Genomic DNA, 18,444 nt, shown 5'->3' on the forward strand with positions numbered 1-18,444 from the left:
AGATGAATCAAGATGAGAAGAAATTGTTTCTTGATTATATCAGGACCGTTGGAGATGAAGCACGGAAAAAATATGGCAATGATCGAGATAAAATAAACCATACCATCGCTAACGCCATCGCGCGTGTCCCCTACGCAAATGATGGTCTACAGTCTATGACCAATGATTTTGGAGAAGCCCCAGATTTTTTAACTTCTAAAATTCATTATCTATTATCTGATCTGCACGCATCTCCATCATATACTATTGACTTTCCACATCTGGCTGCACCGATTGCTACCTCTTATAAAAGTAGCTCTCTAAAAGAAAAATTGAAGTTCTTCGCGGGCCTCTCTCCATTTAACCTTTTTGGCTTATCTCCAAAAACGCTTCTTTTTCAAAATAATTCTCTAACAGGAGACTTATTAACAACCATCGATGAAAAGGACACGCTCACAGATATAGATGCCTTTATCCTGAAGTATCATAGGGACTTTAAAGACTTGGATCTGGATCTAGCAATTGAAAAATATTATAGCACAGATGGTTTGGAGCAGAAACGCCAAGAGTATTATTATCAAGTGCTCAAAGAGCAGTCGGGAGATACCACTGCCGAGGGCTATAAAGATTTCTTGTTACTTGGAAGTATTGTGAGTTTATCAGGACTTGCCTTGATTGGAATGAAAAAGTTCAGTGAAGGCAAAGCTTTTAAAAAACGATTAAAGGAAGATCCTTCAGCGGCTCTTCGGGAATATCTCTGGAATCCATTGAAATCTGGAGTTGCTTCCTTTAATAAACATCCATTAAAATTTATTGAGGAGCATATTACGGCACCAATTGGCAATACTTTGGCTACTTTAGGGAGTGCTGGCTTATTTGTTGGGGCTAAAATAGTAAAAACTGTCAATGACAAGCTCGTTAAACCGGTTGTAACCTTCTTGTCAACGAATGTGGTGAAACCCCTTTACAATAGTGTCGTCAAGCCAGCGGTTGATGTTGCTGTGAATAAAGTGGCTAAACCGCTCTATCAAAAGGTTATAAAACCAGTAGTAAAACCGATTGTAAACTTTGCTTATAATGCAGTAGCAAAACCCTTCTACCATGGAGTTGTTAAACCTGCCTATAATCACGTAGTGAAGCCTATTGCGAAAGCTATCCACAACAATGTGCTTAAGCCTGTAGCAACTTTTGTGAATCGGACAGTCGTCAAACCCGTCTATAACTATGTTGTTAAACCAGTTGTCAAACCAGTCTACAATCATATTGTGAAACCAATCGTCAAACCGATTTATCAGAAGGTTGTAAAGCCAATCGCTCGGGCAACAAATCGCTATGTTATAAAACCAGTGGTAAACACTGTAAACAAATGGATCGTTAATCCCATTAAGAATTGGTTTGGGAATAGGAAAGGAAAAAGAAGATGAAAGCATTAAAAAGAATCATTATAGGAACTATCCTAGTATTTAGTATAGGGGTGGTTGTATTTTTAGGGTTGAGTTTATACGCTTATAGCAACTTGAAATATTATTCGGTCTACTATGCCCAACAGATGCCCCATAAGGAGGGAACAGAGCCCGACTTAGTTATGCTGATTGAAAATATGGGTTCGATTTATACCCCGAAAATTGAGGGGATTCGCTACGATGATGATGGAATGAATAGTATAGTTAAAAATATTGAGGGAAAGGAGTCAATATTCTCTGCATCAGGAGATTATTTAATGTTTCATTCCGGTACTGATAATCATTATCTCTTCGATGAAGTTTTTCGTATTCAAAGTGCATTTGATGAACATTATAATGATATTGAATTCAATCAACAACTAGTTTTAGATGAAATTAGAGAGACCGTTCAGCCCATACTTGATGTACAGAGTAAACCCCTCATCAACCTTCAGTGGTTGTTTAATAAAATGTATCAGGACAGGTTTAATTAGAGATGAAAGCATTAAAAGGAATCATTATAGGAACTATCCTAGTATTTAGTATAGGGGTGGTTGTATTTTTAGGGTTGAGTTTATACGCTTATAACAACTTGAAATATTATTCGGTCTACTATGCGCAACAGATGCCCCATAAGGAGGGAACAGAGCCCGACTTAGTTATGCTGATTGAAAATATGTGGTGGATTTATACACCAGAAATAGAAGGAATCCGCTATGATGATGATGGAGAAAATGCTATTATTGACACTAAAAACAATTTTGTTTTATCAGAAACCATGGGAAATTTTTCATATCATAAATATCATCTCTCTATAGGTTTTGATAGTACCTTCAGATTTCACCATGTAAGTGACTTCACAGGAGAACAGCCAAAAAGAGAAATTCATGAGGATGAAATAAAACAGGAGATTAGGGAGGTGTTTGCTCCAGTTATTGATGTCCAGCCCAAACCTCGGATCAATCTGCAGTGGTTGTTTAATAAAATGTATCAGGACAGGTTTAATTAGAGATGAAAGTATTAAAAGGAATCATTATAGGAACTATCCTAGTATTTAGTATAGGGGTGGTTGTCTTCTTAGGGTTGAGTTTATACGCTTATAGCAACTTGAAATATTATTCGGTCTACTATGCCCAACAGATGCCCCATAAGGAGGGGACAGAGCCTGACTTAGTTATGTTGATTGAAAATATGGGTTCGATTTATACCCCGAAAATTGAGGGGATTCGCTATGATGATGATGGGAATAATGCTATTGAAAATACCAAAACGGAAACAGTTCTGTCCAACTCTATGGGAAATTTTTTGTATCATAAAAATCGTGTAACTGTAGATTTTGATAGTACCTTTAGATTTTTCCATGTGACTGACTTATCAGGAGAGCAACCCAAAAAAGAGATTAATGAAGCTGAAATAAAACAGGAGATTAGGGAGGTGTTTGCTCCAGTTATTGATGCTCAGCCCAAACCGCGGATCAATCTGCAGTGGTTGTTTAATAAAATGTATCAGGACAGGTTTAATTAAAGATGAAAGCAATAAAAGTAGTAATTTCTGTAATCATTGTAGTAGTGAGCATTGGCTTAGTAGTATTTATAGGAGCGAGTATGTATGCTGTTACTACGATTAATTTGCTATCTAACTCAGTCTATTATGCACAACGGATGCCTCATAAGGAGGGAACAGAGCCTGACTTAGTTATGTTGATTGAAAATATGTGGTGGGTTGATACTCCGAAAATTGAAGGTATTCGCTATGATGATGATGGAGTGAATTTTATCGAAAATTCTATTGATTCAAGTGGTCATCCTACAAGTTTTGGTGAGTTTGATGGAGGTTATCACTACAGTGATAAAAACGATGTGTCCTATAAGTTTGATAAGAATTTTGAGCTTGAGTGGGCTCTCGATAAAGAGTATAAAAAAATTGATACTGCAACAATTGATGAAACAAAGATAAAAGGAGAGATTAGAGAGACCCTTAAACCCATACTTGATGTACAGAGTAAACCCCTCATCAATCTGCAGTGGTTATTTAATAAAAAGTATCAAGACAGATTTAATTAGAGATGAAAATGGATAAAGGTTTCATCTGATAAGCAAAGTTAATGTCAATTCTGCCATATGGAATAGAGAACTCGAAAAGTTTAGGGTTTTTCTATCTCTTTTGGTGATTTTGTGATATAATTAACACGTATAAAAAAAGAAGGAGTCATATCTAATGGCAAAATTGACTGTTAAAGACGTTGACTTGAAAGGGAAAAAAGTTCTCGTTCGTGTTGACTTCAACGTACCTGTAAAAGATGGCGTGATTACCAACGACAACCGTATCACTGCAGCTCTTCCAACGATCAAGTACATCCTTGAACAAGGTGGACGTGCTATCCTCTTCTCTCACCTTGGTCGTGTAAAAGAAGAAGCAGACAAAGCTGGTAAATCACTTGCTCCTGTAGCTGCTGACTTGGCTGCTAAGTTGGGTCAAGACGTTGCTTTCCTTCCAGGTGTCACTCGTGGTGCTGAATTGGAAGCAGCTATCAACGCTCTTGAAGATGGACAAGTTCTCTTGGTTGAAAACACTCGTTACGAAGATGTTGACGGCAAGAAAGAATCTAAAAACGATCCTGAACTTGGTAAATACTGGGCATCACTTGGAGACGGTATCTTCGTAAACGATGCATTCGGTACAGCTCACCGTGCACATGCATCTAATGTTGGTATCTCAGCAAACGTTGAAAAAGCAGTTGCTGGTTTCCTTCTTGAAAACGAAATTGCCTACATCCAAGAAGCAGTTGAAGCTCCAGAACGTCCATTCGTGGCTATCCTTGGTGGTTCAAAAGTTTCAGACAAGATCGGTGTTATCGAAAACTTGCTTGAAAAAGCTGATAAAGTCCTTATCGGTGGTGGTATGACTTACACATTCTATAAAGCACAAGGTATCGAAATCGGTAACTCACTTGTAGAAGAAGACAAATTGGATGTTGCGAAAGCTCTTCTTGAAAAAGCAAACGGTAAATTAATCTTGCCAGTTGATTCTAAAGAAGCTAACGCATTTGCTGGTTACACTGAAGTGCGTGACACTGAAGGTGAAGCAGTTTCTGAAGGCTTCCTTGGTCTTGACATCGGTCCAAAATCTATCGCTAAATTTGACGAAGCTTTGACTGGTGCCAAAACAGTTGTATGGAACGGACCTATGGGTGTATTTGAAAACCCAGACTTCCAAGCTGGTACAATCGGTGTGATGGACGCTATCGTGAAACAACCAGGCGTTAAATCAATCATCGGTGGTGGTGACTCAGCTGCCGCAGCGATTAACCTTGGCCGTGCAGACAAATTCTCATGGATTAGTACGGGCGGAGGCGCTTCAATGGAGCTTCTCGAAGGTAAAGTATTGCCAGGTCTTGCAGCCTTGACAGAAAAATAAGATTTTATAAATGAATCAAAGAAGAGAGGGGTGAAAGTTCCTCTTTTCTTTTGCTCAAAATAAAAACGCTTCCTCTCAACTATTGCTCATAAAATCAGCCATTTTATGATAAAATGGAAATAGAAAGTTGAGATTATGAGTTATTTTAAAAAATATAAATTCGATAAATCCCAGTTCAAACTTGGTATGCGAACCTTTAAAACAGGTATTGCTGTTTTTCTAGTTCTCTTGATTTTTGGCTTTTTTGGCTGGAAAGGTCTTCAAATTGGTGCTTTGACAGCCGTTTTTAGCCTGAGGGAGAGTTTTGATAAGAGTGTCCATTTTGGGACCTCGCGTATTCTAGGAAATAGTATCGGTGGTCTCTATGCCCTAGTCTTCTTCCTATTAAATACCTTTTTCCACGAAGCCTTTTGGGTGACCTTGGTTGTTGTTCCAATCTGTACCATGTTAACCATTATGACAAATGTAGCCATGAATAACAAAGCAGGGGTTATTGGTGGTGTAGCAGCTATGTTAATCATTACCTTATCAATTCCGAGTGGAGAAACGATTTTGTACGTGTTTGCGCGTGTATCAGAAACTTTCATGGGAGTTTTTGTCGCAATTCTCGTAAATTACGATATTGATCGTATTCGGCTCTTTTTAGAGAAAAAAGAAAAATAATGTTATATTTTATAACATTATCAATTGACGTTTGTCTTTTTTTAGACTATAATAGACAGAAAGAAGGAAATTGTAAATGAAGGAAAAAGAATTTCGCCGAAATATGGCTGTTTTTCCTATCGGCAGTGTTATGAAGTTGACCGATTTATCGGCGCGTCAAATTCGTTATTATGAAGATCAAGAGTTGATTAAACCCGATCGAAACGAAGGGAACCGTCGCATGTATTCCTTGAACGACATGGATCGTCTGCTTGAAATCAAAGATTACATCTCTGAAGGTTATAATATCGCTGCCATTAAGAAAAAATATGCTGAACGTGAAGCGAAATCCAAGAAAGCGGTGAGTCAGACTGAGGTGCGCCGTGCACTTCACAATGAACTCCTCCAACAGGGGCGCTTTGCTTCGGTGCAATCACCTTTTGGTCGCGGTTAGGCAACCGCAAGTAGTCATACATTAAGGAGAAAACTCATGCCAATCACAGCTGCAGATATTCGTCGTGAAGTCAAGGAAAAAAATGTTACCTTTATCCGTCTCATGTTCTCAGATATTTTGGGAACCATGAAAAACGTCGAAATTCCTGCTACAGATGAACAATTAGATAAGGTCTTGTCAAATAAGGCTATGTTTGATGGATCTTCTATTGAAGGTTTTGTACGTATCAATGAGTCAGATATGTACTTGTACCCAGACTTGGATACATGGACAGTCTTCCCGTGGGGAGATGAAAATGGAAGTGTTGCAGGTTTGATCTGTGATGTCTATACAACAGAAGGTGAACCATTTGCAGGTGACCCTCGTGGTAATTTGAAACGTGCTCTTCGTCATATGGAAGAAGTAGGATTCAAATCCTTCAACCTTGGTCCAGAGCCAGAATTCTTCCTATTTAAACTAGATGAAAATGGTGACCCAACACTTGAAGTAAATGACAAGGGTGGCTACTTTGATTTGGCACCTACGGACCTTGCGGACAATACACGTCGTGAGATTGTGAATGTCTTGACCAAAATGGGATTTGAAGTAGAAGCGAGTCACCACGAGGTTGCGGTTGGACAACACGAGATTGACTTTAAGTACGATGAAGTTCTCCGTGCTTGTGATAAGATTCAAATCTTTAAACTTGTTGTTAAAACTATTGCTCGCAAACATGGTCTTTATGCAACCTTTATGGCAAAACCAAAATTTGGTATTGCTGGATCAGGTATGCACTGTAATATGTCCTTGTTTGATGCAGAAGGAAATAATGCCTTCTTTGATCCAAATGATCCAAAAGGAATGCAGTTGTCAGAAACTGCCTACCATTTCCTTGGCGGTTTGATTAAGCATGCCTATAACTATACTGCTATCATGAACCCAACAGTTAACTCATACAAACGTTTGGTTCCAGGTTATGAAGCGCCTGTTTATATTGCTTGGGCTGGTCGTAACCGTTCGCCGCTTGTGCGCGTGCCTGCTTCACGTGGTATGGGAACTCGTCTTGAGTTGCGTTCAGTGGATCCGATGGCAAACCCATACATCGCTATGGCTGTTCTTTTGGAGGTTGGTTTGCATGGTATTGAAAATAAAATCGAAGCACCAGCTCCTATCGAAGAAAATATCTACATCATGACAGCAGAAGAGCGTAAGGAAGCTGGTATTACAGACCTTCCATCAACTCTTCACAACGCTTTGAAAGCTTTGACAGAGGATGAAGTTGTCAGAGCGGCTCTTGGAGAGCATATCTATACTAGTTTCCTTGAAGCCAAACGAATCGAATGGGCAAGCTATGCAACCTTCGTTTCACAATGGGAAATTGATAACTATTTAGATCTTTATTAATATAGAAGAAAGATTGCCTGAGGGTGGTCTTTTTTCTTGCGTTTTATATCGAGGTGTGATATATTTTATATAACGAAGTGCGATATATCGAACTGAATAGGAGGTGCTTATAAATGGAATTAACGGATAAGGTTCGTCGGGTCTATCTTCCGATGACGGAAACGGGTTTTTATATCTTGTTCTGTCTGCAAAAGGAAGGTCATGGTTATAGTATTACGCAAAAGGTCAAGGAGATGACAGATTCGCAAGTCTTGATTAGTCCTGGAACTATGTATGGAACCTTGTCAAAAATGGAAAAGGATGGTTTGATTTCCTTTGTCCGAGAAGAGGAAAAACGGAAAATCTATCAGATCACAGACTTGGGACGAAAAGTTTTAGAGATTGAATTGAAGCGTATTGGCCGACTCTACAGAAACAGTCTGGAGGGAAGATGATGGAAAAGAAGGTTGTTTATAGAATTGCTACCATTGCGGATTATGATAGAGAGGCTTTATATCTTAGAAAAATGCATGCTGAGGGCTGGAAACTCAAAGAAGTAACCTACTCTAACTTAGTAGTTGCGGTTAAGTATACTTTTGAAAAGTGCCAACCGGAGCAGGTGTCTTATCAGTTGGACTTTTATCCCATGAAAAAATCAGAGAGAGCCTCCTATTTACAACTATTTAAAGACTGTGGCTGGGAGCATATTACAAACTTTAATGGTTTTTCCTACTTTAGAAAAGTACATTCTGAAATTGAATCGGATGCAGAGTTTGAAATCTATAATGACGCGGCCGGAAAGTTAGCGATGGTCAAACAGATTTTAACGAGGCGGATGTTTCCTATTTTGCTTCTCTTTTTAGCTCTACTACCGGTTTTCTCAAAGTTTGTCACTGGAGGTAGTTCTTTCAGTTGGGAAATGTTTTTGATTGTTATAACAGATGGTGTTTTATTAATAGTTTTTGCGATTCAGATTTCTTACATTCTTTGGAGATTGTTTCAAAAGTGGAAAGAATTATCTGATAAATAAATCTGTGTATGTGTTCTAACTTGGAGGTCAGACAATGAATAGTAAAGTACAATTTCGAATGTTTACCATTCTTGATTTGGATAAGGTAGAAGATTATTTACATGAGATGCATTTGAAAGGTTGGAGGTATAGAACGAGTCGTTTTGGTTTTTTCTATTTTGACCAATGTCAACCGGACGATGTCATCTACTGTATTTATGATTCTAGATTTCTTAAAAAATATAAGCATGAACTGCAACATTTTAGAAATAGAGGTTGGGAATTGATAGAAACAGGTTTTTGTTCGATTCTTCGTAAATCGTCTTCTAATTTACTTCCAGAGGATCAAGTCTATATGAGTAAGGGGCTCAGATGGGAAGTCATGCGAAATAGACTTCGTTCATGTACAGTTGCTTTCTCAGGTGGTCTTGTTGTTTGTATAAGTTTATTTAAAGAGGAGCTTTCTATGTCTTTCTTCATTATTTTTCTTTTATATGCTTTTCTGATTTCTTATCTAATCTATGGTTATTTCAGACTAAAAAGTAAATACCAAGTAGATGAACAGTAAGTTTCTAGGTCTTTAGACTGATTTTTAGCACTCTTGATAAAAGAGTGCTAATTTTTTGAGTTTTTATCTTGACATTCTCTTCTAAGGGTGTATAATAGAATCATAAGTTAGCACTTGAGTGTATCGAGTGCTAATCGATCAGACAGAGAGGAGTGATGAGATGGTTACAGAGCGTCAGCAGGATATTTTAAATCTGATTATTGACATCTTCACCAAAACGCACGAACCTGTCGGATCCAAAGCCTTGCAAGAGTCTATTAACTCTAGCAGTGCAACCATTCGTAATGACATGGCGGCTCTAGAAAAGAAAGGTTTGCTTGAGAAGGCTCATACTTCAAGTGGTCGGATGCCAAGTGTTGCTGGTTTTCAGTACTATGTGAAACACTCACTGGATTTTGACCGATTGGCTGAAAATGAGGTATATGAGATTGTCAAAGCCTTTGACCAGGAATTCTTCAAATTGGAGGATATTCTGCAAGAAGCTGCTAATCTATTGACAGACTTGAGTGGCTGTACGGTAGTAGCATTGGATGTTGAGCCGAGCAGGCAACGGTTGACAGCCTTTGATATCGTTGTTTTGGGGCAACATACAGCCTTGGCAGTATTTACCCTAGACGAGTCTCGAACGGTTACCAGTCAGTTTCTGATTCCAAGAAATTTCTTGCAGGAGGATTTGCTGAAACTGAAGAATATCATTCAGGAACGTTTCCTTGGTCACACCGTTCTAGATATCCACTACAAGATTCGGACGGAGATTCCGCAGATTATCCAGCGTTACTTTACAACAACGGATAATGTGATTGATCTCTTTGAACATATCTTTAAGGAAATGTTCAACGAAAACATTGTGGTGGCGGGCAAGGTCAATCTCTTGAATTTTGCTAATCTGGCAGCCTATCAGTTCTTTGATCAACCGCAAAAGGTGGCTCTGGAGATTCGTGAGGGATTGCGTGAAGATCAGATGCAAAATGTCCGTGTTGCAGACAGTCAAGAGTCCTGTCTAGCTGACCTAGCGGTGATTAGTAGCAAGTTCCTCATTCCTTATCGAGGAGTTGGAATTCTAGCTATTATCGGTCCGGTCAATCTGGATTACCAACAGCTAATCAACCAAGTCAATGTAGTCAATCGTGTTTTGACCATGAAGTTGACAGATTTTTACCGCTATCTCAGCAGTAATCATTACGAAGTACATTAAGATTGAAATCATTAAAGGAGGCGAAAATGGCCCAAGATATAAAAAATGAAGAAGTAGAAGAAGTCCAAGAAGAGGAAGTTGTGGAAACAACTGAAGAAACGACTCCTGAGAAGTCTGAGTTGGACTTGGCAAATGAACGTGCAGATGAGTTCGAAAACAAATATCTTCGCGCTCATGCGGAAATGCAAAATATCCAACGCCGTGCCAATGAAGAGCGTCAAAACTTGCAACGTTATCGTAGCCAGGACTTAGCCAAAGCGATTCTCCCTTCTTTGGACAACCTTGAGCGTGCACTCGCAGTTGAAGGTTTGACAGATGATGTGAAGAAGGGCTTGGAGATGGTGCAAGAAAGCTTGATTCACGCTTTGAAAGAAGAAGGAATCGAAGAAATCGCAGCTGACGGTGAATTTGACCATAACTACCATATGGCCATCCAAACTCTCCCAGCAGACGATGAACACCCAGCAGATACCATCGCCCAAGTTTTCCAAAAAGGCTACAAACTCCATGACCGCATCCTAAGACCGGCAATGGTGGTTGTGTATAACTAAGATACAAAGCCCGTAAAAAGCTCACAGTAAAAATAGGAGATTGACGAAGTGTTCGATGAACACAAGGAAATCTATCTTTTTTACCCAGAGCTTAGGGCGTGTTCGATTAGGCAATTCTGACGGTAGCTAAAGCAACTCGTCAGAAAACGGCAATCGCTACGGCGTTTGCCTAGCCTCCTTACTAACTTGTCGTTGAAATAAAATCGATTTCGACTCCTCGTGTCGCAATTTACATAATAGAAAACTTGTCCGAAACGACAATAAACTATGAAGAAAGGTAAAACATGTTTGGCTTTGCAATAGTGAGCGAAGCGAACTAAAGACGATACTCTTCGCCGTGGCACTACTTGCGCAAACTTTGAGACCATAGGCTCAAAGTTTAGTCAAAGAGATTGACGAAGTCAAGCTCTGACGGCGCCGCCACCTAAGAAGAGTATCAAAAAGAAAAAAGAAGATAAATTTAAGGAGAAAAACACATGTCTAAAATTATCGGTATTGACTTAGGTACAACAAACTCAGCAGTTGCAGTTCTTGAAGGAACTGAAAGCAAAATTATCGCAAACCCAGAAGGGAACCGCACAACTCCATCTGTAGTCTCATTCAAAAACGGCGAAATCATTGTTGGTGACGCTGCAAAACGTCAAGCAGTTACAAACCCAGATACAGTCATCTCTATCAAATCTAAGATGGGAACTTCTGAAAAAGTTTCTGCAAACGGAAAAGAATACACTCCACAAGAAATCTCAGCTATGATTCTTCAATACTTGAAAGGCTACGCTGAGGACTATCTTGGTGAAAAAGTAACTAAAGCAGTTATCACAGTTCCTGCTTACTTCAACGATGCTCAACGTCAAGCAACAAAAGACGCTGGTAAAATCGCTGGTCTTGAAGTAGAACGTATTGTCAACGAACCAACTGCAGCAGCCCTTGCTTACGGTTTGGACAAGACTGATAAAGAAGAAAAAATCTTGGTATTTGACCTTGGTGGTGGTACATTCGACGTCTCTATTCTTGAATTGGGTGACGGTGTCTTCGATGTATTGTCAACTGCAGGGGACAACAAACTTGGTGGTGATGACTTTGACCAAAAAATCATCGACCACTTGGTAGCAGAATTCAAAAAAGAAAACGGTATTGACTTGTCTACTGACAAGATGGCAATGCAACGTTTGAAAGATGCAGCTGAAAAAGCGAAGAAAGACCTTTCTGGTGTAACTTCAACTCAAATCAGCTTGCCATTTATCACTGCTGGTGAGGCTGGACCTCTTCACTTAGAAATGACTTTGACTCGTGCGAAATTTGACGATTTGACTCGTGATCTTGTAGAACGTACAAAAGTTCCAGTTCGTCAAGCCCTTTCGGATGCAGGTTTGAGCTTGTCAGAAATCGACGAAGTTATCCTTGTTGGTGGTTCAACTCGTATCCCAGCCGTTGTCGAAGCTGTTAAGGCTGAAACTGGTAAAGAACCAAACAAATCAGTAAACCCTGACGAAGTAGTTGCTATGGGTGCTGCGATCCAAGGTGGTGTGATTACTGGTGATGTCAAAGACGTTGTCCTTCTTGACGTAACACCATTGTCACTTGGTATCGAAACAATGGGTGGTGTCTTCACAAAACTCATCGATCGCAACACTACAATTCCAACATCTAAATCACAAGTCTTCTCAACAGCAGCAGACAACCAACCAGCCGTTGATATCCACGTTCTTCAAGGTGAACGCCCAATGGCAGCAGATAACAAGACTCTTGGACGTTTCCAATTGACAGACATCCCAGCTGCACCTCGTGGAATTCCTCAAATCGAAGTAACATTTGACATCGACAAGAACGGTATCGTGTCTGTTAAAGCTAAAGACCTTGGAACTCAAAAAGAACAAACTATTGTGATCCAATCAAACTCAGGTTTGACTGATGAAGAAATCGACCGCATGATGAAAGATGCAGAAGCTAACGCTGAAGCAGATAAGAAACGTAAAGAAGAAGTTGACCTTCGTAACGAAGTAGACCAAGCCATCTTTGCGACTGAAAAGACAATCAAAGAAACTGAAGGCAAAGGCTTTGATGTAGAGCGTGATGCTGCACAAGCTGCCCTTGATAATCTTAAGAAAGCTCAAGAAGACAACAACTTGGACGACATGAAAGCAAAACTTGAAGCATTGAACGAAAAAGCTCAAGGACTTGCTGTGAAACTCTACGAACAAGCCGCAGCGGCACAACAAGCTCAAGCAGGAGCAGAAGGCGCACAAGCAACAGGAAACGCAGGCGATGACGTCGTAGACGGAGAGTTTACTGAGAAATAAAATAGTCCAGTGGACTATTTTATCCCGAGCTTGAAAATCAGGAGAGCGAGGTAGGTAAGAATGACTAATCACTAAAGTGATTGTCATTCTACGGCAATCGCTATGGCGACTTGCCTAAACGCCTTACTAGTTCTAAAACAAAGTGTAATCGACTTTGTTTTAGAACGTTGTAATGATAGGAAGAAATCCAGAGGTTGCAACCCAGCCTCTGTTTTTCGATAAAATAGAGGATGTTGCGTATGAAAAAAGTACTTTGTGTCATTTATCCTAATTTTTCTCTTTATGAGATAACCACTTTAACAAGTACTTTAGCTCTGTCTTTTGATATCACGATTGATTATGTAGCTTCTGAGAATTCGATGGTGGTCTCTGAGGATGGTTTGCCCTGTCAACCGACGAAAACATTGGATCAAATCCGTATAGAAGATTATTCTTGTGTGATTTTGCCAGGAATGGTAAATATAGGTTCTGCTCTACAAGATGAGAAATTGATCTCGTTTTTGAGAAGTCTTAATGAGCAAGATATCCTAATTGCAGCCATTTCTTCAGCGCCCCTTTTATTGGCGAAAGCAGGCTTGTTGAACAACACGAAATTTACAGGTGGAATTTGGCAAAACTTCTTTGACTATTTTGAATTTCTTCCACGTGAGAATTTCCAACCGAAAGTTCTTGTCCAAGATAAACAAATCATTACGGCTATCGGTTTTGCACATCAAGAGTTTGCAAGAAAAGTGATTCTTGGTTTAGGATTGGCAGAGAATACGGAAAACTATTTTAAAGAACAGAACGAGTATGCTGAAGAGGATTTGATATTTACTCTATCAGATGAAGAGTTTGATCAAGTGAAGCAGAGTATAGAAAACATCCTCTAAAGATTTACATGAAAATTATAGAAAGGAACAAATGTGTTCAGGGAATTGAACACGGGTTCCAAAGTTTCTGACTCAATATAAAAGAAAGGAATTGAACCCGGCCTAAATGGAGGTTTGATTCAAAATATCAATAGAAAGGAACAAATGTGTTCAGGGAATTGAACACGGGCTACGGACTGTGCCAAAAAGATAGTTTTTTCTAGGACGCAAGCGTCCGTCGTCAAAACCCCTATTTTGGCTGTGTCCGTTTGACGCCCTTTGTATCTTGAATTATGAACAATACTGAATTTTATGATCGTCTGGGGGTGTCCAAAAACGCTTCGGCAGACGAGATCAAAAAGGCTTATCGTAAGCTTTCGAAAAAATACCACCCAGATATCAACAAAGAGCCTGGTGCTGAGGAAAAGTACAAGGAAGTTCAGGAAGCCTATGAGACTTTGAGTGACGACCAAAAACGTGCAGCCTATGACCAATATGGTGCTGCAGGCGCCAATGGTGGATTTGGAGGCTTCGGTGGTGGAGCTGGCGGTTTCAACGGGGCAGGTGGCTTTGGTGGTTTTGAGGATATTTTCTCAAGTTTCTTCGGTGGAGGCGGTGCTTCACGCAATCCAAATGCTCCTCGTCAAGGGGATGATCTCCAGTATCGTGTGAACTTGACCTTTGAAGAAGCTATTTTTGGAGCTGAAAAAGAAGTTAAATACAACCGTGAAGCTAGCTGTCGTACATGTAATGGCTCTGGTGCTAAGCCAGGAACAAGCCCAGTCACTTGTGGACGCTGTCATGGTGCTGGTGTCATTAACGTCGATACACAGACTCCGCTTGGTATGATGCGTCGCCAAGTAACCTGTGATGTCTGTCATGGTCGCGGAAAAGAAATCAAATATCCATGTACAACCTGTCACGGAACAGGTCATGAAAAACAAGCCCATAGCGTACATGTCAAAATTCCTGCTGGTGTGGAAACGGGTCAACAAATTCGCCTAGCTGGTCAAGGTGAAGCTGGATTTAACGGTGGACCTTATGGTGACTTGTATGTGGTGGTTTCCGTGGAAGCCAGCGATAAGTTTGAACGTGAAGGGACTACTATCTTCTACAATCTCAACCTCAACTTTGTTCAAGCAGCTCTTGGTGATACAGTAGATATTCCAACTGTTCACGGTGATGTTGAATTGGTTATCCCAGAGGGAACTCAGACTGGTAAGAAATTCCGCCTACGTGGCAAGGGAGCTCCAAGCCTTCGTGGCGGTGCAGTTGGTGACCAATACGTTACCGTTAATGTCGTGACTCCGACAGGCTTGAACGACCGCCAAAAAGCAGCTTTGAAAGAATTTGCAGCTGCTGGTGACTTGAAAGTAAATCCAAAGAAAAAAGGCTTCTTTGACCATATTAAAGATGCCTTTGAAGGAGAATAAAAGTAAAAAGAGCCGTTGGGCTCTTTTTGTTTATAGATTTTTTAAGACTTTCCTTAAGTAATGACGGACGGTAGCGACCTTCTTCGAAGTTCCATACCTAAACTTTGAGCCTAGATCTCAAAGTTTCCGGACACCTGAAATCAAGCTGTTTCAGGTGTTTTCATTACGGCGGAAAGTCTTCGATTTAGTTATGAAACGGTGAATGAGTTGCCTAAATTATGATGTATTGTTGATGTAATATAGCTTGTTTATGTTTTAAAAAGAGCCACTCGGCTCTTTTTACTTATCTTCAGTTTCCTGCAGTTCTTTTATCACAGCTAGTCTAGTTTGGATATCTTTTTCCAAGACCTTAAACTTGTAAGTCAGGTCTTCTTGGTATTCCTTGATGAGTTCTTTTTGCTGGTCAATGATTTGTAGGCTGTTTTGGATAATATCTACATCATCCTTGATAGCTTGAACGCGGTCAGTGGTATTCAAGACTTCATCTGTGATGGTTTGGCGATTTTTTGTGACCAGATAACTTCCGGCTGCAGCTCCTGCAAATAGCAGTAGATTGGATAATTTCATGGCAACTCCTTAGGCGTTTTTGATGGTTTCAGCGACTTGAGCAAGTTTGTCAAAGTCTGGTTCGTGGGCGATAAAATCAATCTTGAGGTCATCGTCCGCACTGTAGCGAGGTACGAGGTGAACGTGGGTATGAAAGACGGTTTGCCCTGCGATTTCTTCACAGTTAGCAATGATATTCATACCAGCAGCCTTGGTAGCTTTCATGACTTTTTGAGCTACTTTTGGTACTTGGGCAAAGAGTTGGCTAGCGCTAGTAGCGTCCATCTCCAAAAGATTGCGATAGTGTTCCTTTGGCACGACTAAGGTGTGTCCTGGTGTCACTTGAGAGATATCAAGAAAGGCAAGAACCTGCTCATCTTCATATACTTTTGAAGCAGGAATTTCCCCTGCAATGATTTTACAAAAAATGCAATCTGACATAAAATCTACCTCTACTGTATTGAATTTTGATATAATATAGCTACATTATACCAGATTTGGAGAAAATATGTTAGAAATTAAAAACCTGACAGGTGGCTATGTTCATGTCCCTGTCTTGAAAGATGTGTCCTTTACTGTTGAAAGTGGGCAGTTAGTTGGTTTGATTGGTCTCAATGGCGCTGGGAAATCAACGACAATTAATGAAATTATCGGTCTGTTGACACCTTATAGCGGTTCTATCAATATCAATGGTCTGACCCTGCAAGAAGATGCAACGAGCTACCGCAAGCAGATTGGCTACATTCCTGAGACGCCTAGCCTGTATGAGGAATTGACCCTTAGAGAGCATATCGAAACGGTTGCTATGGCTTATGGTATTGAGCAGAAAGTGGCTTTTGAGAGAGTGGAGCCTTTGTTAAAAATGTTCCGTCTGGATCAGAAATTAGATTGGTTCCCTGTTCATTTTTCAAAAGGGATGAAGCAGAAGGTCATGATTATCTGTGCTTTTGTGGTGGATCCGAGTCTTTTCATCGTGGATGAGCCTTTCCTTGGGCTCGATCCGCTGGCTATTGCAGACTTGATTCAGCTTTTGGAAGTGGAAAAGCAAAAGGGCAAGTCCATTCTCATGAGTACCCACGTGCTGGATTCAGCGGAGAAGATGTGTGATGCCTTTATCATTCTTCACAAGGGAGAGGTGCGTGCCAAGGGGAATCTCCTGCAACTGCGCGAAGCCTTTGATATGCCTGAGGCTAGTTTGAATGATATTTACTTGGCTCTGACCAAAGAGGAGGAGCTATGAAAGACTTGTTTTTAAAGAGAAAGCAGGCTTTTCGTAAGGAGTGTCTTGGTTATCTGCGCTATGTTCTCAATGACCACTTTGTCTTGTTCCTGCTTGTTCTGCTGGGATTTCTAGCCTACCAGTACAGTCAACTCTTACAACATTTTCCTGAAAATCATTGGCCTATCCTTTTGTTTGTAGGAATTACCTCTGTTTTACTGTTGCTTTGGGGTGGAATTGCCACCTATATGGAGGCTCCAGACAAGCTCTTTCTCTTGGTTGGGGAAGAGGAAATCAAGCTCCATCTAAAACGTCAAACTGGCATTTCCCTAGTCTTTTGGTTCTTTGTCCAGACCCTTTTCTTGCTGTTATTTGCGCCTTTATTTTTAGCAATGGATTATGGTTTGCCTGTTTTTCTGGTCTATGTGCTTTTGTTTGGGTTAGGTAAATATTTCCTCTTTCGTCAAAAGGCCAGCAAGTTTTTTACGGAAACTGGACTGGACTGGGACTATGTCATTTCCCAAGAAAGCAAGCGCAAGCAAGTCTTACTTCGTTTCTTTGCCCTCTTTACGCAGGTCAAGGGAATTTCAAACAGCGTCAAGCGTCGTGCCTATCTGGATTTTATCCTAAAGGTTGTTCAGAAGGTGCCTGGAAAGATTTGGCAAAATCTCTATCTGCGTTCTTATCTGCGAAATGGAGATCTCTTTGCCCTCAGTCTCCGTCTGCTCTTACTTTCCTTGCTGGCTCAGGTCTTTATCGAGCAAGCTTGGATTGCGACAGCGGTGGTAGTCTTGTTTAACTATCTCTTGCTCTTCCAGTTGCTGGCTCTCTATCACGCCTTTGACTACCAGTATTTGACTCAACTTTTTCCACTAGACAAGGGGCAAAAGGAAAAAGGCTTGCAGGCGGTAGTCCGAGGATTGACCAGTTTTGTTTTACTTGTGGAATTAGTTGTCGGGTTGATTACCTTCCAAGAAAAACTAGCCCTTCTAGCCTTACTGGGAGCTGGTTTGGTTTTACTAGTTTTGTACTTACCTTATCAGGTAAAACGTCAGATGCAGGACTAATATTGCTTATATGATATTAAAAAAGAAGTTGAGTTCAGTTTATCTCAACTTCTTTTATTTTCTACAAGAGAATGGTTGGTCCGTAGAGACTCAACTTGGTCTTGACTTGGTCAAAGTGGAAGCGGTCATAGGCACGCCAAGCGGCGCGAGTAGGAGCATCTGGATTGAGAGCGCTGAGTCCCATGAGAAGACTGGAAGTCTGGTAGAATTTTTCCAGTTCAATCAAGACTCGATTATCCACTGTTTCAGCTTTGGCTAGAAAACCAAGAATAGAGTTTAATTGCTCCTGAAAGCGGACGTCGTCAGCGGTTGCCTGTTTGCATGCTTGGTAAGCTTTGTTTAACTCAGTTATCAGTGCCTGAGCAGTTTTAATTGGGTCTGTCATTTACGTGACCTCCTATATAATTTA

At 40.4% G+C, this 18,444-nt stretch carries 22 protein-coding genes; 19 read left to right on the forward strand and 3 right to left on the reverse strand.

Annotation, left to right across the window (positions count from 1 at the left end):
* Positions 1–2 precede the first annotated feature (2 nt).
* The 17 genes from HMPREF0851_RS11860 to dnaJ all read left to right on the forward strand — a co-directional run bounded on the left by HMPREF0851_RS11860 (position 3) and on the right by dnaJ (position 15,203).
* A complete protein-coding gene (locus tag HMPREF0851_RS11860) occupies positions 3–1,403 on the forward strand; it encodes a hypothetical protein (protein WP_001070717.1) in 1,401 nt (466 codons plus the stop codon).
* Positions 1,400–1,915, forward strand: coding sequence for a hypothetical protein (locus tag HMPREF0851_RS11865; RefSeq protein ID WP_000645625.1), 516 nt, complete (start codon positions 1,400–1,402; stop codon positions 1,913–1,915). Before HMPREF0851_RS11860 ends, HMPREF0851_RS11865 begins: the two co-directional genes overlap by 4 nt.
* A 2-nt stretch (positions 1,916–1,917) precedes the next feature.
* Positions 1,918–2,430 carry a hypothetical protein gene (locus tag HMPREF0851_RS11870; RefSeq protein ID WP_000645549.1) on the forward strand — a complete coding sequence of 171 codons (513 nt, stop codon included), beginning with the start codon at positions 1,918–1,920 and terminating at the stop codon, positions 2,428–2,430.
* A 2-nt stretch (positions 2,431–2,432) separates the two neighbouring features.
* Entirely contained in the window at positions 2,433–2,945 is a 513-nt protein-coding gene (locus HMPREF0851_RS11875; protein WP_000866172.1) for a hypothetical protein, read from the forward strand.
* Positions 2,946–2,947: 2 nt separating this feature from the next.
* The gene (locus HMPREF0851_RS11880; protein WP_009014361.1) at positions 2,948–3,484 is read left to right on the forward strand and encodes a hypothetical protein; all 537 of its coding nucleotides are present in this window, start codon (positions 2,948–2,950) and stop codon (positions 3,482–3,484) included.
* Positions 3,485–3,638: 154 nt separating this feature from the next.
* Positions 3,639–4,838 (forward strand): phosphoglycerate kinase, encoded by a 1,200-nt coding sequence (locus HMPREF0851_RS11885; RefSeq protein ID WP_001096764.1) that lies wholly within the window; start codon positions 3,639–3,641, stop codon positions 4,836–4,838.
* Positions 4,839–4,973: 135 nt separating this feature from the next.
* Entirely contained in the window at positions 4,974–5,501 is a 528-nt protein-coding gene (locus tag HMPREF0851_RS11890) for an FUSC family protein (RefSeq protein WP_000119915.1), read from the forward strand.
* Positions 5,502–5,577: 76 nt separating this feature from the next.
* The gene (glnR, locus tag HMPREF0851_RS11895) at positions 5,578–5,934 is read left to right on the forward strand and encodes a transcriptional repressor GlnR (protein ID WP_000659547.1); all 357 of its coding nucleotides are present in this window, start codon (positions 5,578–5,580) and stop codon (positions 5,932–5,934) included.
* Between the two features lie 36 nt (positions 5,935–5,970).
* The gene (gene glnA / locus HMPREF0851_RS11900; protein ID WP_001122886.1) at positions 5,971–7,317 is read left to right on the forward strand and encodes a type I glutamate--ammonia ligase; all 1,347 of its coding nucleotides are present in this window, start codon (positions 5,971–5,973) and stop codon (positions 7,315–7,317) included.
* A gap of 113 nt (positions 7,318–7,430) precedes the next feature.
* A complete protein-coding gene (locus HMPREF0851_RS11905; protein ID WP_000423990.1) occupies positions 7,431–7,751 on the forward strand; it encodes a PadR family transcriptional regulator in 321 nt (106 codons plus the stop codon).
* Positions 7,751–8,326, forward strand: a complete 576-nt coding sequence (locus HMPREF0851_RS16720; RefSeq protein WP_009014362.1) for a DUF2812 domain-containing protein — start codon at positions 7,751–7,753, stop codon at positions 8,324–8,326. Before HMPREF0851_RS11905 ends, HMPREF0851_RS16720 begins: the two co-directional genes overlap by 1 nt.
* A 34-nt stretch (positions 8,327–8,360) precedes the next feature.
* Positions 8,361–8,873, forward strand: coding sequence for a DUF2812 domain-containing protein (locus tag HMPREF0851_RS11915; RefSeq protein ID WP_001086363.1), 513 nt, complete (start codon positions 8,361–8,363; stop codon positions 8,871–8,873).
* 160 nt (positions 8,874–9,033) lie between these two features.
* A complete protein-coding gene (gene hrcA / locus HMPREF0851_RS11920) occupies positions 9,034–10,068 on the forward strand; it encodes a heat-inducible transcriptional repressor HrcA (RefSeq protein WP_000255738.1) in 1,035 nt (344 codons plus the stop codon).
* A 26-nt stretch (positions 10,069–10,094) separates the two neighbouring features.
* A complete protein-coding gene (grpE, locus tag HMPREF0851_RS11925; RefSeq protein WP_000046036.1) occupies positions 10,095–10,619 on the forward strand; it encodes a nucleotide exchange factor GrpE in 525 nt (174 codons plus the stop codon).
* 476 nt (positions 10,620–11,095) lie between these two features.
* Complete coding sequence (gene dnaK / locus HMPREF0851_RS11930) at positions 11,096–12,919, forward strand: molecular chaperone DnaK (protein ID WP_000034671.1); 1,824 nt, start codon at positions 11,096–11,098, stop codon at positions 12,917–12,919.
* 239 nt (positions 12,920–13,158) lie between these two features.
* Positions 13,159–13,791: a DJ-1/PfpI family protein gene (locus HMPREF0851_RS11935; protein ID WP_000756354.1), complete on the forward strand. Its 633-nt coding sequence runs from the start codon at positions 13,159–13,161 to the stop codon at positions 13,789–13,791.
* A gap of 272 nt (positions 13,792–14,063) precedes the next feature.
* Positions 14,064–15,203, forward strand: coding sequence for a molecular chaperone DnaJ (dnaJ, locus tag HMPREF0851_RS11940; protein WP_009014363.1), 1,140 nt, complete (start codon positions 14,064–14,066; stop codon positions 15,201–15,203).
* Between the two features lie 279 nt (positions 15,204–15,482).
* Here dnaJ and HMPREF0851_RS11945 read toward each other — a convergent pair whose 3' ends face one another.
* Positions 15,483–15,770: a hypothetical protein gene (locus HMPREF0851_RS11945; protein WP_000777752.1), complete on the reverse strand. Its 288-nt coding sequence runs from the start codon at positions 15,768–15,770 to the stop codon at positions 15,483–15,485.
* A gap of 9 nt (positions 15,771–15,779) precedes the next feature.
* Positions 15,780–16,190 (reverse strand): HIT family protein, encoded by a 411-nt coding sequence (locus HMPREF0851_RS11950; protein ID WP_001278317.1) that lies wholly within the window; start codon positions 16,188–16,190, stop codon positions 15,780–15,782.
* Positions 16,191–16,257: 67 nt separating this feature from the next.
* Between HMPREF0851_RS11950 and HMPREF0851_RS11955 the strand changes: the two genes are divergently transcribed.
* Both HMPREF0851_RS11955 and HMPREF0851_RS11960 read left to right on the forward strand, forming a co-directional pair.
* Complete coding sequence (locus HMPREF0851_RS11955; RefSeq protein WP_000889955.1) at positions 16,258–16,989, forward strand: ABC transporter ATP-binding protein; 732 nt, start codon at positions 16,258–16,260, stop codon at positions 16,987–16,989.
* Positions 16,986–18,035: an ABC transporter permease gene (locus tag HMPREF0851_RS11960; protein ID WP_000653763.1), complete on the forward strand. Its 1,050-nt coding sequence runs from the start codon at positions 16,986–16,988 to the stop codon at positions 18,033–18,035. Before HMPREF0851_RS11955 ends, HMPREF0851_RS11960 begins: the two co-directional genes overlap by 4 nt.
* A gap of 61 nt (positions 18,036–18,096) precedes the next feature.
* Here the strand turns inward: HMPREF0851_RS11960 and HMPREF0851_RS11965 are convergent, their stop codons facing one another.
* The gene (locus tag HMPREF0851_RS11965) at positions 18,097–18,420 is read right to left on the reverse strand and encodes a hypothetical protein (protein WP_000131862.1); all 324 of its coding nucleotides are present in this window, start codon (positions 18,418–18,420) and stop codon (positions 18,097–18,099) included.
* Positions 18,421–18,444 lie beyond the last annotated feature (24 nt).

The organism is Streptococcus sp. M334, assembly GCF_000187745.1.
Lineage (GTDB): Bacteria > Bacillota > Bacilli > Lactobacillales > Streptococcaceae > Streptococcus.

Coding starts and splice junctions, on each gene's coding strand:
- HMPREF0851_RS11860 (WP_001070717.1), top strand. CDS start 3: ATGAATCAAGATGAGAAGAAATTGTTTCTTGATTATATCAGGACCGTT.
- HMPREF0851_RS11865 (WP_000645625.1), top strand. CDS start 1,400: ATGAAAGCATTAAAAAGAATCATTATAGGAACTATCCTAGTATTTAGT.
- HMPREF0851_RS11870 (WP_000645549.1), top strand. CDS start 1,918: ATGAAAGCATTAAAAGGAATCATTATAGGAACTATCCTAGTATTTAGT.
- HMPREF0851_RS11875 (WP_000866172.1), top strand. CDS start 2,433: ATGAAAGTATTAAAAGGAATCATTATAGGAACTATCCTAGTATTTAGT.
- HMPREF0851_RS11880 (WP_009014361.1), top strand. CDS start 2,948: ATGAAAGCAATAAAAGTAGTAATTTCTGTAATCATTGTAGTAGTGAGC.
- HMPREF0851_RS11885 (WP_001096764.1), top strand. CDS start 3,639: ATGGCAAAATTGACTGTTAAAGACGTTGACTTGAAAGGGAAAAAAGTT.
- HMPREF0851_RS11890 (WP_000119915.1), top strand. CDS start 4,974: ATGAGTTATTTTAAAAAATATAAATTCGATAAATCCCAGTTCAAACTT.
- glnR (WP_000659547.1), top strand. CDS start 5,578: ATGAAGGAAAAAGAATTTCGCCGAAATATGGCTGTTTTTCCTATCGGC.
- glnA (WP_001122886.1), top strand. CDS start 5,971: ATGCCAATCACAGCTGCAGATATTCGTCGTGAAGTCAAGGAAAAAAAT.
- HMPREF0851_RS11905 (WP_000423990.1), top strand. CDS start 7,431: ATGGAATTAACGGATAAGGTTCGTCGGGTCTATCTTCCGATGACGGAA.
- HMPREF0851_RS16720 (WP_009014362.1), top strand. CDS start 7,751: ATGGAAAAGAAGGTTGTTTATAGAATTGCTACCATTGCGGATTATGAT.
- HMPREF0851_RS11915 (WP_001086363.1), top strand. CDS start 8,361: ATGAATAGTAAAGTACAATTTCGAATGTTTACCATTCTTGATTTGGAT.
- hrcA (WP_000255738.1), top strand. CDS start 9,034: ATGGTTACAGAGCGTCAGCAGGATATTTTAAATCTGATTATTGACATC.
- grpE (WP_000046036.1), top strand. CDS start 10,095: ATGGCCCAAGATATAAAAAATGAAGAAGTAGAAGAAGTCCAAGAAGAG.
- dnaK (WP_000034671.1), top strand. CDS start 11,096: ATGTCTAAAATTATCGGTATTGACTTAGGTACAACAAACTCAGCAGTT.
- HMPREF0851_RS11935 (WP_000756354.1), top strand. CDS start 13,159: ATGAAAAAAGTACTTTGTGTCATTTATCCTAATTTTTCTCTTTATGAG.
- dnaJ (WP_009014363.1), top strand. CDS start 14,064: ATGAACAATACTGAATTTTATGATCGTCTGGGGGTGTCCAAAAACGCT.
- HMPREF0851_RS11945 (WP_000777752.1), bottom strand. CDS start 15,770: ATGAAATTATCCAATCTACTGCTATTTGCAGGAGCTGCAGCCGGAAGT.
- HMPREF0851_RS11950 (WP_001278317.1), bottom strand. CDS start 16,190: ATGTCAGATTGCATTTTTTGTAAAATCATTGCAGGGGAAATTCCTGCT.
- HMPREF0851_RS11955 (WP_000889955.1), top strand. CDS start 16,258: ATGTTAGAAATTAAAAACCTGACAGGTGGCTATGTTCATGTCCCTGTC.
- HMPREF0851_RS11960 (WP_000653763.1), top strand. CDS start 16,986: ATGAAAGACTTGTTTTTAAAGAGAAAGCAGGCTTTTCGTAAGGAGTGT.
- HMPREF0851_RS11965 (WP_000131862.1), bottom strand. CDS start 18,420: ATGACAGACCCAATTAAAACTGCTCAGGCACTGATAACTGAGTTAAAC.